General features: G+C 69.1%; 11 protein-coding genes. 7 read left to right on the top strand and 4 right to left on the bottom strand.

Features of this window, described 5'->3' with window-relative positions; translation table 11 throughout:
* Positions 1–39 precede the first annotated feature (39 nt).
* The 7 genes from AruCF_RS24665 (at position 40) to AruCF_RS24635 (ending at position 9,950) form a co-directional block, all read left to right on the top strand.
* Entirely contained in the window at positions 40–1,059 is a 1,020-nt protein-coding gene (locus AruCF_RS24665) for a FecR family protein (protein ID WP_063569298.1), read from the top strand.
* A 212-nt stretch (positions 1,060–1,271) separates the two neighbouring features.
* Positions 1,272–4,115 (top strand): TonB-dependent receptor, encoded by a 2,844-nt coding sequence (locus AruCF_RS24660; protein WP_235432747.1) that lies wholly within the window; start codon positions 1,272–1,274, stop codon positions 4,113–4,115.
* Positions 4,116–4,427: 312 nt separating this feature from the next.
* The gene (locus tag AruCF_RS24655) at positions 4,428–4,763 is read left to right on the top strand and encodes a hypothetical protein (protein ID WP_049071942.1); all 336 of its coding nucleotides are present in this window, start codon (positions 4,428–4,430) and stop codon (positions 4,761–4,763) included.
* A 116-nt stretch (positions 4,764–4,879) separates the two neighbouring features.
* Positions 4,880–7,648, top strand: coding sequence for a magnesium-translocating P-type ATPase (gene mgtA / locus AruCF_RS24650; RefSeq protein ID WP_080977333.1), 2,769 nt, complete (start codon positions 4,880–4,882; stop codon positions 7,646–7,648).
* An 18-nt stretch (positions 7,649–7,666) separates the two neighbouring features.
* Positions 7,667–7,861 (top strand): hypothetical protein, encoded by a 195-nt coding sequence (locus tag AruCF_RS24645; RefSeq protein WP_049071943.1) that lies wholly within the window; start codon positions 7,667–7,669, stop codon positions 7,859–7,861.
* A gap of 389 nt (positions 7,862–8,250) precedes the next feature.
* The gene (locus AruCF_RS24640) at positions 8,251–9,330 is read left to right on the top strand and encodes a sensor histidine kinase (RefSeq protein ID WP_080977334.1); all 1,080 of its coding nucleotides are present in this window, start codon (positions 8,251–8,253) and stop codon (positions 9,328–9,330) included.
* Positions 9,327–9,950: a response regulator transcription factor gene (locus tag AruCF_RS24635; protein WP_049071946.1), complete on the top strand. Its 624-nt coding sequence runs from the start codon at positions 9,327–9,329 to the stop codon at positions 9,948–9,950. Before AruCF_RS24640 ends, AruCF_RS24635 begins: the two co-directional genes overlap by 4 nt.
* Before the next feature lie 125 nt (positions 9,951–10,075).
* Here the strand turns inward: AruCF_RS24635 and AruCF_RS24630 are convergent, their stop codons facing one another.
* The 4 genes from AruCF_RS24630 to AruCF_RS30040 form a co-directional block, all read right to left on the bottom strand.
* Positions 10,076–11,158 carry an ABC transporter substrate-binding protein gene (locus AruCF_RS24630; protein WP_049071948.1) on the bottom strand — a complete coding sequence of 361 codons (1,083 nt, stop codon included), beginning with the start codon at positions 11,156–11,158 and terminating at the stop codon, positions 10,076–10,078.
* Positions 11,148–12,554: a sensor histidine kinase gene (locus AruCF_RS24625; protein WP_200904297.1), complete on the bottom strand. Its 1,407-nt coding sequence runs from the start codon at positions 12,552–12,554 to the stop codon at positions 11,148–11,150. The genes AruCF_RS24630 and AruCF_RS24625 overlap by 11 nt, the downstream gene beginning before the upstream one ends.
* A gap of 4 nt (positions 12,555–12,558) precedes the next feature.
* A complete protein-coding gene (locus tag AruCF_RS24620; RefSeq protein ID WP_049071952.1) occupies positions 12,559–13,257 on the bottom strand; it encodes a response regulator transcription factor in 699 nt (232 codons plus the stop codon).
* A 233-nt stretch (positions 13,258–13,490) separates the two neighbouring features.
* The gene (locus AruCF_RS30040) at positions 13,491–14,987 is read right to left on the bottom strand and encodes an autotransporter outer membrane beta-barrel domain-containing protein (RefSeq protein ID WP_254431150.1); all 1,497 of its coding nucleotides are present in this window, start codon (positions 14,985–14,987) and stop codon (positions 13,491–13,493) included.
* Between the last annotated feature and the right edge of the window lie 167 nt (positions 14,988–15,154).

Here is a 15,154-nt window from a genome sequence, read left to right as displayed (position 1 = left end):
GATGGCCGGGCGATCCGGTCGCCAACCGGAAGCCGCCGCATGAGGCGCGTGCCGATTCCCGATGCCATCGCCGAACAGGCCGCCCGGTGGGTCGCGCGTCTGAGTTCTGACGACGCGGCCGAGCGCGAGGCTGTGCAGCGCGAACTGGAGGCGTGGACGCGGCAGAGCCCCGTGCACGAGGCGGCGGCGCGGGGTATGCGACTGGTGGTGGACCGGATGCAGGATCTGCGCGGCTCGGCCGCGCAATCGGGGGCGCCAGCGCGGGCGGGATTCGAAGCGGCGTTTGCGCATGTGGGCAAGCGCCGCGCGAGCCGGATGCTGTTCATGATCGGTGCGGCGTTGCTCGTGGGCGCGGCGGGCTGGATGACACTGCGGGTGTATCCCGCGGCCTATCTGATGGCGGATGTGCGCAGTGGGACCGGCGAGTGGCGCGTCCTGCTGCTGGAGGACGGCTCGCGCGTCACCCTGGCGGGTGACAGTGCCGTAAACCTGAGATTCGACCGCCAGCGCCGGGAACTGGACTTGGTGCAGGGACAGGCGCTGATCGAGGTGGCGAAGGACGCGCTGCGCCCGTTCGCGGTGCGCACGCGCGAGGCGCGGCTGACCGCGCTGGGTACGCGCTTCGCGGTGGATCGGCATGATGGCGTGACGAAGCTGGCAATGATCGAATCGCGCGTGCGGGTGGAGGCGGCCGGCCCGACACCGACGCGAGCGCTGGTGGTGCGCGCCGGGCAGCGCGTGGCGGTTACGGCACAGGGCGTCGGGCCGATTGCGGCGGTCGATCCCGGCCAGGTGGAGGACGCCTGGAGATTCCATCAGTTGGCGGTGCGGGACCAGCCGCTGGCGGACGTGCTGGAGGAGCTGAATCGGCACCGGTCCGGCCGCATTTTCTATGACGAGGCCGCCTTGGCGGGGATCCGCATGACGGTGGTGTTGCCATTGGACGATACCGACCGGGCGTTGCGATTGCTGGCCGAGAGCGTACCCGGCCTGACGCTGCGGTTCGCCTCGTCCTATTTCGTGTGGGTGGGGCGGACCGGAGGCGAAGCGGTCCGCTAGTCCAAAAAAATGCCCCGCGATGGCTGGTTCGTGTTTTGGAGCCTGGCGCGTCATGTCTTCTGAATGGCGATGATCCGGGACGTATCGATAGGTCCCGGCGCCCGAGCTGAGGACCACGATCATGCACAAGCTCCACCCGGCAGGCCCGCGCCGCCGTTTCCGATTTTCACCGCCGCGGCAACCCCGCGGCCTGCCCCCCCGCTGCCCGCCTGGTGCTGGCCGGGTTGGGCGCTTCGGTCGCGCTGGTCGCCCAGGCGCAGCACCTCGACAGGCAATACGACATTCCCGCCGGCTCGCTGGCGGACGTCTTGAGCCGCTATGCGCAACAGTCCGACACTGCGTTGTCGCTGCTTGCCGAGCAGGTGGCCGGTCGCCAGAGTCCGGGGCTGCATGGCCGCTACGCGCTGGAAGAAGGCTTCGCGGCGCTGTTGCGCGGTACCGGCCTGCAGGCCCGGCGCGGCGCGTCAGGCTATGTGCTGGTGGTGTCTCCGGGAGCCTTGACCCTGGCGCCGGTCGAAATCGAGGGCGATGCGGTGGCCGGGAAAGAGGTCTACACCGCGCCGCGATCATCCGTGTATCTGTCGAGCCAGGACCTCGACCGATTCGGCAGGGTGTCGGTCGGCGACCTGTTGACCGGCATCCCGGGCGTGCAGGTCGGCGACAGCCGCAACGGCGGCGCGCTGGACGTCAACATCCGCGGCATCCAGGGGCAGAGCCGGGTCGCGGTGCGGGTCGACGGCTCCGAGCAGGCGCTGGACGTGTACCGCGGATACGGGGGCACGGCCCAGCGCAGCTATATCGACCCGGACCTGATCAGCGACGTGACCGTCAACAAAGGTCCTTCCGTGACGTCCGGCGCCATCGGCGGGTCGGTGGAGATGCGCACGCTGGGCGTGCGGGACATCCTGACGGAAGGCAGCCGGGTCGGCCTGCGTCTGAAGGGCGAGTTATGGAACAACGGCGTGGCGCCGCCGCATCGCGGCGTCGCTCCGCCGCCGTCCTCCACCGGCGAGCCCTCGGCGAATGATCTGAGAGCCGTTCCGCACGATAGCCATGGCAGCCTGTTCGGGTCGCGCGCGAAATCGGGCAGCCTGGCCTTTGCCTATGCCAACGACCGCCTCGACTTCGTGGCGGCCTACGCGCACCGCACTCAGGGCAACTACTTCTCGGGCAAGAAGGGGCGAGAGCGTTATCGCATGTATTACCCGGGTGGTCGCTACGAGAGGAACAGCGTGGCCAAGTCCTACAATCCTGGCGAAGAAGTGTTGAATTCGTCGGCCGAAACCGAGTCGACGCTGTTGAAACTGACGCTGCGACCCGCCGAAGGCCACACGCTGGAACTGGGCTATCGCCGCTACGACGGCAAAATCGGCGAAATCATGCCGTCGGACATCATCCGGTCCGGGACGGCGGGCATCACGCAGTATCCGCTGGGCGAAACCGGTATCGACACCTATACGGCGCGCTACCTGTTCCAGCCGGCGGACAATCCGCTGCTGGACCTGGGCGTGAACCTGTGGATGACGGATGCCAAGACCAGCCAATTGACCTCGGTGTGGGCGCCGGCGTCCCAGGCCTACGTGACGGACCGCCGATGGACCCGTCAGGCCGACCGCCGCATCGGCGGCGATCTGGCCAACACCTCGCGGTGGCGCACGGCGCGCGGCGATGTCAGCCTCAACCTGGGCGGCTCATTCCAGGTCGAGGATCTCCGGCCGCAGCGCGGCGTGGTGACGACGCAGCAGGACATCGACGGCAACCGCGTGCTGCGGGATGCCTCGCGCCGGGAGTTCAGCCTGAACGGCAAGCTGGAATACCGGCCGGTGGCGCCGCTGATTTTGTGGGGCGGCGGCCGCTACAGCCATTTCGACGTCAGGGACCGTGGCGTGTATTCCACCGCCATCCGCGAATCGCGCTCCTATCGCCCCATCATGGTGAAAAAGCCGGGTGAGTGGTGGTGGCCGGGCAACTTCGGTTACCAGACGTGGTGGCCGGACGAGCAAGGTCTGTACACGGACGCCACCGACCCGCGCCTGCATAACGGCATCGTGTACCAGGACAGCAACCGCCCCGAAGTCGGCGTGCCGTACGACGACTTCGGCGCGGGCTCGACCCGCGTCTATGACGAAGATGTGAAAGAGGTCGTCACCGGCTATGCGCATGCTCCCAGGCTGCGCAGCCGCGGCGGCGGCTTTGCCCCGTCGGCGGGCCTGAACCTCGAACTGGTCCCGGACACTTTCGTCTATGCCTCGTACACCCAGGGGCTGCGGTTGCCATCCCTGTTCGAGACCAGCCTGGGCACGATGAGCCTGTCACCGGGCAAGGGCCTCAAGCCAGAGCGTTCCAATAGTTGGGAATTCGGCGCCAGCACGGTGCGTGCCAACCTGTTGGCCGATGGCGACACGGTCGCCGCCAAGGTGGTCTATTTCAACAACAGCATCAAGAACTACATCGTGCGCTACTACGACTATGACGGCGTGGAGGAGCTGACCGAAAAGGCGTTGCGGATGCGGAACACCGACCGCTACAAGACCAGTGGATTGGAATTCCAGTCGCACTATGACGCCGGGCGGGTGTTCGCCGATCTGGCGGCCACGTATTACCTGAAAACCGAGACCTGCGATGCCGCCTTCGCGCAGCACTTGCGTGACAACCCCAGCGCTCTGCGGCATACGGAAAACACGCCGACGTGCACCCCTGGCAGTTTCATGGGTTCGTATACCAACGCTCAGAATCCGCCCAGGCTGGCCTTGAGCCTGACCGCCGGTCTGCGCTTCTTCAATGAAACGCTGACGCTGGGCGGCCGCATGGCCTACACCTCGGGCCCCACGGTCAAGGCCGACCAGCCGTGGCAGGAAACGCCGACGACGAAGCAGCTCGTGTACCACCCCGTGACGCTGTTCGACCTGTACATGACCTACCGGCTGCGCGAACGGGTGATGGTGAGCCTCTCGGTGCAAAACCTGACGAACCGCTATTACCTGGATCCGCTGGCGCAGAGTTTCATGCCGGCGCCGGGCCGGACGGTCCGGATCGGCATGCAGACGCGCTTCTGAGCGCGCACGGCGTCGGTGGGCGGGCAGCCTGCATGGCCTGCCTGCCCGAGCCGATCGCTATACCAAGGTATACATCCCATGATCTGTTCGGAACACAGGCGCAGACCTACACTGCCGCCTGTTGCCACCCTATAGGAGCCCGCCGTGGAAGACGACGGAAGTACCAGAACCCACGGCGCACGCCGGGTCTAGCGGGTCTGCACGTTTTTTCTGCCAGCCGCCACGCCCGTCCGGATCGACCCGGAGCCGCGACGGCTTGCATGCGCCACCTGAACCCCTGCGGGCGGAATCGCCTGTTCCCAGGAGACGCGCATGCTGTCCCATATCCTGTCCCCCAACCCCGTGCGCCGCGCGGCCCCCGCGCCGGCCTTCATCAACCTGACTTTCTACGGCAGCCCCGCCGTGCTGGCCCTGATCCGCAAGCGGCTCTACGAGGAGCTGCGGCAGCGTGCCGAGACCGTGACGGACGTGCGCTATTCGGCGGACGGCGAGCAAGCCTGCACCGCCGTCTGCCTGCGCAGCGACAGCGGCAATCCGTGGCCCGTGATCACCTGGCTCAGCGACCTGTGCCGCGATCTGGGCGTGCAGACGCTGCGCGTCGGCGTGGCCCCGGCGCCACGGGTGCAGGCGGCGCCGGTCCCGCATTGATTCCGCCTTACCCGATTCTCAATATCCACCAAGCCCGCGCGGGCCGTGGACGGGGGCTGCTCGCGTCTTGACGGGGCGGCTCCCGTTGGCGGCGCGCGCGGGCGGGAGCAGCGAACATGAAACCAATCCAGGAAGCCTCCCTGCCGGCCCCGCGGGGTCCGCGCGGCGAGAAAGCGCCCGCCGCCGCGACGGCGGGCAAGGCCCGCGCCATGCCTGTGGCGCGCCACGCCGGGCTGTCGGTGCATGACAGCCTGCAGGCCCTGCAAGCGCACCGCGATGGTCTGACCGAGGCCGAGGTGGCGGCGCGCCGCGCCATTGATGGCCTGAACGAAGTGGCGCATGACAAGCCGGCGCCAGCCTGGCTGCAATTACTACGCGCTTTCCGCAATCCCTTCGTGCTGGTGCTGCTGGGGCTGGCGGCGGTGTCGTACTTCACCGACATCCAGTTCGCCGCGCCCGCCGACCGCGACTGGACCGGCATCGTCATCATGTTGACCATGGTGACCATCAGCGGGCTGCTGCGTTTCATCCAGGAGTACCGCTCCGGCCGCGCGGCGGAAAAACTCAAGTCGATGGTGCGCAGCACCGCCACCGTGTTGCGGCGGGGCAGCGTGTCAGGCGAACCGGCGCGGCGCGAGCTGCCGATGAACGAACTGGTGCCCGGCGACATCGTCGAACTGCAGGCAGGCGACATGATCCCGGCAGACATCCGCCTGCTGCAATCGCGCGACCTGTTCATCAGCCAGGCCATCCTGACGGGCGAGGCGCTGCCGGTCGAGAAGTACGACACGCTGGGCAGTGTCAGCGCCAAGCGCGCCGAGGCCCAGGCAGGCGAGAACGCCGAGCTGCTGGACCTGGCCAACATCTGTTTCATGGGCACCAACGTGGTCAGCGGCACCGCCACGGCGGTGGTGGTGGGCACCGGCCCGAATACCTATTTCGGTTCGCTGGCCAGGAATGTGGTGTCGACCAAGCGGGTCGAGACCAGCTTCGACCGCGGCGTCAACAGCGTGTCGTGGCTGCTCATCAAGTTCATGCTGGTCATGGTGCCGATCGTGTTCGTCATCAACGGCGTGACCAAGGGCGACTGGGTTACCGCGCTGACCTTCGCGCTGGCCGTGGCGGTGGGGCTGACGCCGGAGATGCTGCCCATGATCGTCTCGGCCAATCTGGCCAAGGGCGCGGTGGCGATGGCGCGGCGCAAGGTGGTGGTCAAGCGACTGAATTCGGTGCAGAACTTCGGCGCCATGGACGTGCTGTGCACCGACAAGACCGGCACCTTGACGCAGGACCGCATCATCCTGGAACACCACTTCAACGTCGATGGCGAGGTCGACGACGAGGTGCTGCGGCTGGGCTGGCTCAACAGCGCCAACCAGAGCGGCCAGCGCAACCTGATGGACCGCGCCATCCTGGCGCGCGCGCGCGAACTGCGCGGCTGGGAACGCAGCGCGATGCACGAGAAGGTCGATGAGATCCCGTTCGACTTCGTGCGCCGGCGCCTGTCGGTGGTGGTGCGCAGCGTCGATGGCGGTCTGGAGATGATCACCAAGGGCGCGGTCGAGGAAATGCTGGCGGTCAGCACCGGCGTGGTCATCGATGGCCAGGAGCGGCCGCTGGACGCGGCCATGCGCAGGCGTCTGCTGCGCAGCGCCGAGGCGTACAACCAGGACGGATTCCGCGTGCTGCTGGTGGCCTCGCGCCGCCTGGAGGACACCGGCCGCACGCAGTTCCAGGCCGGCGATGAAAGCGGGCTGGTGCTGCGGGGATTCCTGACCTTCCTGGATCCGCCCAAGGATTCGGCGCAGGCGGCGATCCGCGCGCTCAATGACTATGGCGTGGCGGTCAAGGTGCTGACCGGCGACAACCCCATCGTCGCCGCCAAGGTCTGCCGCGACGTGGGCCTGGACCTGGGCAACGATGACGCTCGCATCCTGCTGGGGGCCGACATCGAGCGGATGGATGACGTGGCGCTGTGCCGGCGCGTCGAAAGCGTGGTGCTGTTCGCCAAGCTGACGCCGCTGCAGAAGTCGCGGGTGGTCAAGGCGCTGCAGGCCAACGGCCACACCGTGGGCTTCCTGGGCGATGGCATCAACGATGCCCCCGCGCTGCGCGACGCCGACGTCGGCATTTCGGTGGACAGCGGCGCCGACATCGCCAAGGAAACCGCCGATATCGTGCTGCTGGAAAAGGACCTGATGGTGCTGGAACAGGGCGTCATCAAGGGCCGCGAGACCTTCGGCAACATCCTCAAGTACCTGAACATGACCGCCAGTTCGAACTTCGGCAACGTGTTTTCGGTGCTGGTGGCCTCGGCCTGGCTGCCGTGGGAGCCGATGCTGTCGCTGCAGCTGCTGATCCAGAACCTGGTGTACGACGTCTCGCAGCTGACCCTGCCGTGGGACCGCATGGACGACGAGTTCCTGAAGAAGCCGCGCAAGTGGGAAGCGGGCAACATCCAGCGCTTCATGCTGTGGCTGGGACCGACCTCGTCGGTGTTCGACATCACCACGTATTTCCTGATGTGGACGGTGTTCGGCGCGGGCGCGGCCTATGCCCTGCACGGCGGCGACGGCGGCCAGACCATCATGAATTCGGGCTGGTTCATCGAGGGCCTGGTATCGCAGACCTTCGTGGTGCACATGCTGCGCACCCGCAAGATCCCGTTCCTGCAGAGCACGGCGTCGCTGCCGGTGCTGTTGTCGACCACCGCCGCGATCGCGCTGGCGTGCTGGCTGCCGTTCTCGCCGATCGCCGAGTCGATCGGGTTCGTGGCCCTGCCGCCGATCTACTTCGGCTGGCTGGCGCTGACCATCCTGGGCTACATCGCGCTGACGCAGCAGGTCAAGACCTTCTACATCCGCCGCTACGGCCGCTGGTACTGACATGCCGGGAGAGACGACATGGAAAAAGCGTTCGAGGAAATGCGCAAGTTTTCGCGGGACATGCACGCCTACGAGATCGAACGGGCCGCCTTGCGCCGGCCCGGACAGACGCCGGACCTTCCGGACGGTCCGCTGATCCCGCTGCGGCTGCTGCTGCCGATGCTGCTGGCGTGGACGTTGGGCGTGGGCGGGATCCTGTGTTTCCTGCCCTGACGGCGGGAAGGAGAATCGGGCGGCCGGGCGCCGCCCGATCGCCTCAGGCGATGCCGTGCAGCGCCTGGATCACGCCGAGCGCGATCCAGATGCCGACGAGCACGGCGCCGCGGACGATCCAGAGGGCCTTGATGGACGGTTTCATGGGGAGGCTGCCGGTAGGCGTTGGCGGGACGGCGCGGCCTGCGGACGCGTCGCTGGGGGACCCGAAAATTATAGGAACCGGCCCCCGCGCGGGCGAGGCGCCATTGGGATGGCGGGCCTATACCTTGGTATATGCCGGCTTTCCGATAGTGCGCGGCGGCCCGCGCCTGTCTCTACAATGGCGTCTCGCGGCGCGCGGCCATCGGGGCCCGGCGCCGGCGTCCATTCAACGGGGTGGCAGCGCCATGTTCCTCAAGCCGGCCAGGTATCTGAAGCAGCGTCCCGGCGCGGGCGTCGCATTGCTGGTGGCGCTGATGGCGCTGGTGTTCCTGGTGGACACCTTCACCCGCCTGGAAATCGCCGTGGCGGTGTTCTACGTGGCGGTGATCCTGGCGGCGCTGAGCTTCCTGCCGCGGCCCGGCGTCATCATTGTGGCGGTGGCGTGCGCGGCCTTGACGCTGCTCAGCCTGTACCTCACGCCCAACGGCGGCGTGCTGCGCGAGCTGGGGCTGATCAATGCGCTCATCAGCATCGCCGCCATCGGCGTGACCACCTACCTGGCGCTCAAGCGGGCGGCGGCCGAGGACGCGGCGTTCGAGGCGCGCACGCAGCTGGCGCGCATGGCGCGCATCCACAGCCTGGGCGAGCTGACCGCGTCGATCGCCCACGAGATCAACCAGCCGCTGGCGGCCATCGCCACCAGCGGCAGCGCCTGCCAGCGCTGGCTGGAGCACGATCCGCCCAACATCGAGCGGGCCCTGCGCGCGCTGCAGCGCATGACCGGCGACGTGCACCGCGCCAGCGAGGTGGTGGCGCGCATCCGCCGCGATGCGCGCAATGCCGCGCCGCAACGCGAGCGGCTGGACCTGGCCGACGTGATCGGCGAGGTGCTGGAGCTGGCTGGCGACGAGCTGGCGCGCAACGACGTGGTGGTGTCCACCCGCATCCAGGAGCGCGTGCCGGCGGTGCTGGGCGATCGCGTGCAGCTGGGTCAGGTGCTGGTCAACCTGGTGCTCAACGCCATCGAGGCGATGCAGCAGACCCCGGCCGGCGCGCGCCATCTGACGTTGCGCCTGTCGTGCCAGGCGCCGGGGCAGGTGCAGTGTTCGTTGACCGACACCGGCGCGGGCCTGGACCCGCAGGCGCGCGAGCGCCTGTTCGATACCTTCTGGAGCTCCAAGCCGGAGGGCACCGGCCTGGGCCTGACCATCAGCCGCGGCATCATCGAGAGCCACGGCGGCCGGTTGTGGGCCGAGCCCGCCGCGCGCGAGGGCGCGGTGTTCTGTTTCATGCTGCCGGCGGCGGCCGAGGATGAGTCTTCATGATCGCAAGCACGCGGCCCGAGCCGGCCACCATCCACATTGTCGATGACGACGCCTCGCTGCGCGAGTCGCTGGAGGACCTGATGCATTCGGTCGGCCTGCCGGTGCGCGGCTATGGCTCGGCGCAGGAATTCCTGGACGCCGATCCGGGCGCCGGCCCCGCCTGCCTGGTGCTGGACGTGCGCCTGCCTGGCCTGAGCGGCATGGACCTGCTGCGGCGCCTGCAGCAGGCGCGGCGGCGCATGCCGGTGGTGATGATCACCGGCCACGGCGACATCCCCATGTCAGTCGCGGCGATGAAGCTGGGCGCGGTGGACTTCCTGACCAAGCCGTTTCGCGACCAGGACCTGCTGGACACCATCCACGCGGCGGTGGAAAAGGACCGCGCGCACCTGGCCAGCGCGTCGGGATCGGACGAGGTCCAGGCCCGCTGGGACACCTTGACCGACGGCGAGAAGGCGGTGATGGAGCGGGTGGTGCGCGGCATGCTGAACAAGCAGATCGCGGCCGAACTCAACGTCAGCGAGATCACGGTGAAGGTGCGGCGCGGGCGCGTCATGCGCAAGATGCAGGTGCGCACGCTGGCGGACCTGGTGCGCGCGGGCGGGCAACTGGGCGGTTAGCGTGCGTGGTCGCGCAACGGCGGGCGGCCGGTCCGCGGCTGGCAGGCCGCCGCGCTGCGCGGAAGGCGGCGTCGCGTCGCTCCCGCTTGAAGGGCGGCGGATGCCGCGCGGCTCGGGCGGCCGCGTCAGTCCGGTTTGCCGGGCGGCTGCGCCGCGGCGCGCCACAGGTCGAGGAAGTGGCGCTGCTTCAGCGGGTCCAGGTACACCAGCAAGCCCACGCCCAACGCCACCGGCCGCACCCCCGCGGCCGGCACCATCGAGGCGCCTACCGGGCGCATGCCGGATTGGCGCGCAATCATTTCCTGGCCGCGCGGCGACAGCAAGTAGTCGAGAAAGCGCGCGCCCAGGTCGGCGCGCGGCGCCTGCCGCGGAATGATGGCCGAGCGCGACAGCATCAGCGTGTAATCCTGCGGATAGACGATGGCCAGCGGCGCGCCCTGGTCGATGCGATGGCGCGTGTAGGATTCGAGCAGGTTGTAGCCCAGCGTGATCTCGCCGCGTTCGAGCTTGTCGAGCGCGTGCTCGGTCGATTCGTGGACGCGCACCCCGTTGCGGCCGAAGGCGGCCAGCAGCGCGCCGGCCAGGCTGTCCAGGCGCGCGTCCTGGGTGGCGGCCAGGTAGCCGATGCCGCTGCCTTCGACATCGTAGGTCGAGATGCGGCCGGCCAGCGGCTGGTCGGGCGCCTGCAGCAGCGCCAGCAGTTCGCGGCGGGTGCGGGGCGCGCGCGCGGCGTCGAGCCGGCGGGTGTCGTAGACCATCACGATGGGGTCGGTGCCGATGCTGAAGACCTCGTCGCGCCAGTTGGCCCAGGCGGGCAGGGCGCGGGTTTCCGGCGACACGTGCGGCTGCGCGTGGCCATCGTTGACCAGCTTGGTCTGCAGGTCCATGGCGCTGCTGATGACCAGGTCGGGGCCGGCCTTCTCGCCCGGCGCCTGCGCGGCACGGGTAGCCACTTCGGCATACAGCGCCTGGGTCGACAGCTCCGTGTATTCGAGGCGCACGCCGGGATTGAGCTGGCTGAAGTCTTCCAGCACGCCGCGAAACACCTGCACGCTGTTGGAAGCGTGCAGCACCAGCACGTGCTTGCTGTCGGCCGGGCCCAGCGTCAGGCCGTCGGCGCTGGTCTCGGCGGCGGGGCTGGCGCCGGCCAGGATCAGGGCGGCGCCGGCCGCGGCCAGGCGCGCGAGCAGGGGAAGTCTAGGCGTCATGGGCGTTGGCGGGCAGATGGACGACGGCTTCGAGACCGCCGTCGGGGCGGTTGCTGAGGTTGAGCCGGCCGTGGTGGATGTCGACCACGCGCTTGACGATGGACAGTCCCAGGCCGGCGCCGGGCGTGCGCGGATTGGGGCCGCGCGAGAAGCGCTCGAAGGCGCTTTGCGCCAGCGCGGGCGGGATGCCGGGCCCCTGGTCGGCCACGGTGATGCGCCAGCCGGCGTCGTCGCGTTCGAGCCGCACGTCGATGTGGCCGTCCGCCGAGGCGCCATGGCGCAGGGCATTGTCGATCAGGTTCTTGAAGGCCTCGCGCAGCATCAGGCTGTCGCCCGCGATGCGGGGCGGCGCGCCCTCTTGCGCGGCGGGCAGGCGCAGCCGCACATCGGGCTGCGGGTCGGCCTGCGGCACGGTGTCGTAGACGGCCTGCGAAAGCAGCTCGGCCAGGTCCACGGGACCGAACTTGCGCACATTGCTGCGGTGGATGACGCTGGCGTCGCTGAGCAGCTGGTTCACCAGCCGCGACAGCTTCTCGGCATTGCGCAGCACCGCCAGCAGGCTGCGGCGCTGTTCGGCCGGGTCTTCCTCGTCCAGCGCCACTTCCATCTGCGCGTGCAGCGCGGCCAGCGGCGTGCGCAACTGGTGCGCGGCCTCGGCGATGAACAGGCGCAGGGTGTCGAGGTTCTCGGACAGCCGCGCCATGAAGCCGTCGAGCGAATGCACCAGCGTGTCCAGTTCCTCGGGCACCGGCGCGGCGATCGGATGCAGGTCGGCGGCGCCGCGCGTGGCCAGCTCGCGCTCGATGCGCTGGATCGGCGACAGCGAGCGCCGCAGGCCCCAATAGGCCAGCGCCAGCGCCGCGGCGGTAAAGCCCATCAGCGCCAGCGTGCCCTGCCACAGAATGCGCTCGGCCAGCGCGTTGCGCGCCTCGCGCGTCTGCGCCACCTGGATCAGCGCGGTCTCGGTGGCGCGCGGGCCGGCGATCTTGCGCTCCATCCATGCCACCCGCACGGCCTGGCCCTGGTAGTCGGCGGTGAATAGTTGCGGCGCGGCGCTGGCGTCGGTGCCGTGAGAGGGTGGGGTGGACAGGTCGGCGTAGCCGGAAATCAGCGCGCCGTCGGCGGCCGTCACGCGGTAGAAAACGCGGTCGCGCGGCGCCTGTTCCAGCAGCGCCAGAGCGGCGTAGGGCATGTCCATCTGCCACTCGCCCTGCACCAGTTGCAGGCTGTCGGCCATCGACAGCGCCGAGGCGCGCAGCAGTTGGTCGTAGGTGGTGTCGGCGGTCTGCTGCGCATAGCCGCGCACCAGCAGGTAGAGCGCGCCCAGTCCCACGACGAACAGCCCCAGCAGCATCGCCAGCAGCCGCCGGCGCACGGAAATACGGCGGGACCGCACCGTTTCAGTCCCGTGGCGCCGCGGCGGCGTCGGCATCCCCGGCCGCCGTCAGCAGATAGCCCGTGCCGCGTTGCGTCTCGATGCGCAGCGGCGAGCCTTCCAGCTTTTTGCGCAGCCGCGCGATGTAGACCTCGATGGCATTGGGCGCGGCCTCGTCATCGAACGCGAACAGCTTGTTGGCGATCTCGGCCTTGCTGACCGCGCGGTTCATGCCGGCCAACAGGATCTCGAGCAGGCTGTACTCCCGCTTGGGCAGATCGATGCGCTGCCCCGCCAGGCTGACCTGCCGCGCCGCGCTGTCGATCACCAGTTCGCCAAACCGCAGCACCCCCGCCGCCTGCACGCTGGGCCGCCGCAGCAACGCCCGGCAGCGCGCCTCCAGCTCGCGAAAGTCAAACGGCTTGGCCAGGTAATCATCGGCCCCCGTATCCAGCGCATGCACCCGATCCTCGATATCGATGCGCGCCGTCAACGCCAGCACCGGCGTCTTGCTGCCCCGATCCCGCAACCGATGCAGGATCTCGAACCCCGACATGCGCGGCAATCCGATATCCAGGATCACCAGGTCAAAGGTCTCGTACTGAAGCACCCCATCCGCGTTCAACCCATCCATCTGGCAATCGACGGCATGCCCAAGACGACGCAGTCGGCGTACGAGCGCGTCGGCCAGGTCCTCATCATCTTCGATCACCAGAATCCGCATGCGCGAGATTGTCGCATAGCGGCAAGTTCCGCCTTTGCCTCGTATCCGTCCCCTGAATGTCTCCGTCATAGCCGGCCATTGGCTCGGCGGGCGCGTTCAAGCCTGGCCCGGGGGCGGCGGCTTTCCTGCATGATTGTCCAGGTATCCATGGACGTGGCGCGCTGGCGCCGGGCGTGTCCGGCCTGGCCTTGTATGCGCGGCGCCGACGGCTGCCAGCCGACGCCGCGCACGCCTCAGAAACGCCAGCGGACGTCGAGCGACCCGGCATGCTGGCGGTTGCCGCCGCCGAACTCGCCGCCGTAGCTCAAGCCGGCCGTCATGTTGCGTATCTGCACCAGGTCCGCGCCCAGTTCCACACGTGCGGCATCGCGCGCGATCGGCGCGCCCGCCACGCTGAACGCGGGCCCCTGGTCGAATGACAACGCGACCGAAGGCCGGGTGTTGCCGTAGACATGGCGCCAGCCGACCATGCCGCGCAGCGCGATGCTCGAGCCGGGCACCAGCCAGTTGCCGCGCAAGCCGGCCAGGCTGCTGACGTTGCGCTGGCGCTGTCCGTCGCTGGACAGCGCGGCCGAACCGCCCGATTCGGAGAACGCTCGCATGCGCAACTGGTTCCAGGCCAGGCCAATGAATGGTTCGACGCCGGCCGCGTCCGACAGGGGCAGCGCGTATCCGACCTCGGTGAACAGTTGCGTCGTGGCGCCGCGATAGTTGGCGCTGAGCCGCTGATCCAGGCTGCCGTAGCGCACCTGGCGTTGCGAGTCGACCACGTGCCAGGAATAGGCGCCGCCGGCCATCAGCTTGAGCGCGCCCGCGCCCAGCGCATAGGCCTTGCCGCCATAGACGGTGGCGCTGTAGCTATCGGTCCTGGCGCTGGCCTGGCGCGCTTGCGCGCTCAACCGCGCGTCGGTGTAGCCGAAGGCGCCGCCCATGCGCCAGCCACCGCCCACGGCCGCGTCCCCGCCTATCGTCAGCGACGTGCTGCGCTGAGTCAGGTTCGGCGCGTTGCCGTTGCCGGCCAGGTTGCGCCATTCGCCGCCGAGCTGGATCCACAACGGCGACGCGCCGCTGCGCGGCAGGGCCGAGGCCGGTGGCGGCGCGCCATTGTCGGCGGCCGCGGTGGGCGCGCCCGGCTGCATGGGCGCCGACAGATTGTGGCGCAGGGCCGCCAGTCCGTTCAGCGCGGCCGGCGCCATCGTCACGCCGGCCAGCGCCGAGGCGACGCTGGCGTGGGTGTCGCCGGATAGCTGGGCCAGCGCCGGATCCAGGGCGGCGACGTTATTGCTCAGCGCGATGGTGCGCCACACTTCATGGCTTTGCGGCAAGGCGTCGATGGCCGAAGCCACGCTGGCCTGGTTGGCGGAGCTGGCCAGGGTGGACATGCCGCGGTCGTTGCGCTTGAGCGCGAGCGTGACGTCATTGCCATCTCCGCCCGTGGTGCTGACCGGCGCGTCCAGGAAGAGCAAGGGGTTGCGTACGGTGGTGAATTCGCCTTTGACCGCGCCGGGACTGTCCTTGGCGATCAGGGTATAGGGACCATTCAGCGGCTGCCAGGCGGCGGCATCCATCGGGGAGAGCAGCAGTTCCAGCGTGGCGCCGGTGATGTCCACCCCGCCGGCGACATCCACGCGACTCACGGCCGACGGCGCCCCGCTCGCGCGCAGCGTGCCGCGATTGACGTAATCGCCGGTGACCGTCTGCGTGCCGACAGGATTGCCGGGCGCGTGCACCGCGCCGGCTTCGATCGTCGTGGCGCCCAGGGTGCCCGTGCCGCCCAGCAAGGCGCCCGTGCGCGCCAGCACGCTGGCGCCGAGCCGCGCGTCGTCGCGCAGCCACAGGCCGCCGTCGCTCACGGTGATCTGGCCGCCATAGGCGCGGTTGTCGGCGCCCAGCGTGA

The sequence above is a fragment of the Achromobacter ruhlandii genome (assembly GCF_002082135.1).
In the GTDB taxonomy this organism is placed as follows: domain Bacteria; phylum Pseudomonadota; class Gammaproteobacteria; order Burkholderiales; family Burkholderiaceae_B; genus Achromobacter; species Achromobacter ruhlandii.
Note: the sequence above shows the minus strand (reverse complement) of the source record. Positions and strands in the feature narration are given on the sequence as shown.

Excerpts from the sequence above, each read along its gene's own strand:
- AruCF_RS24665 (WP_063569298.1), top strand. The coding sequence starts at position 40 with ATGAGGCGCGTGCCGATTCCCGATGCCATCGCCGAACAGGCCGCCCGG.
- AruCF_RS24655 (WP_049071942.1), top strand. The coding sequence starts at position 4,428 with ATGCTGTCCCATATCCTGTCCCCCAACCCCGTGCGCCGCGCGGCCCCC.
- mgtA (WP_080977333.1), top strand. The coding sequence starts at position 4,880 with ATGAAACCAATCCAGGAAGCCTCCCTGCCGGCCCCGCGGGGTCCGCGC.
- AruCF_RS24645 (WP_049071943.1), top strand. The coding sequence starts at position 7,667 with ATGGAAAAAGCGTTCGAGGAAATGCGCAAGTTTTCGCGGGACATGCAC.
- AruCF_RS24640 (WP_080977334.1), top strand. The coding sequence starts at position 8,251 with ATGTTCCTCAAGCCGGCCAGGTATCTGAAGCAGCGTCCCGGCGCGGGC.
- AruCF_RS24635 (WP_049071946.1), top strand. The coding sequence starts at position 9,327 with ATGATCGCAAGCACGCGGCCCGAGCCGGCCACCATCCACATTGTCGAT.
- AruCF_RS24630 (WP_049071948.1), bottom strand. The coding sequence starts at position 11,158 with ATGACGCCTAGACTTCCCCTGCTCGCGCGCCTGGCCGCGGCCGGCGCC.
- AruCF_RS24620 (WP_049071952.1), bottom strand. The coding sequence starts at position 13,257 with ATGCGGATTCTGGTGATCGAAGATGATGAGGACCTGGCCGACGCGCTC.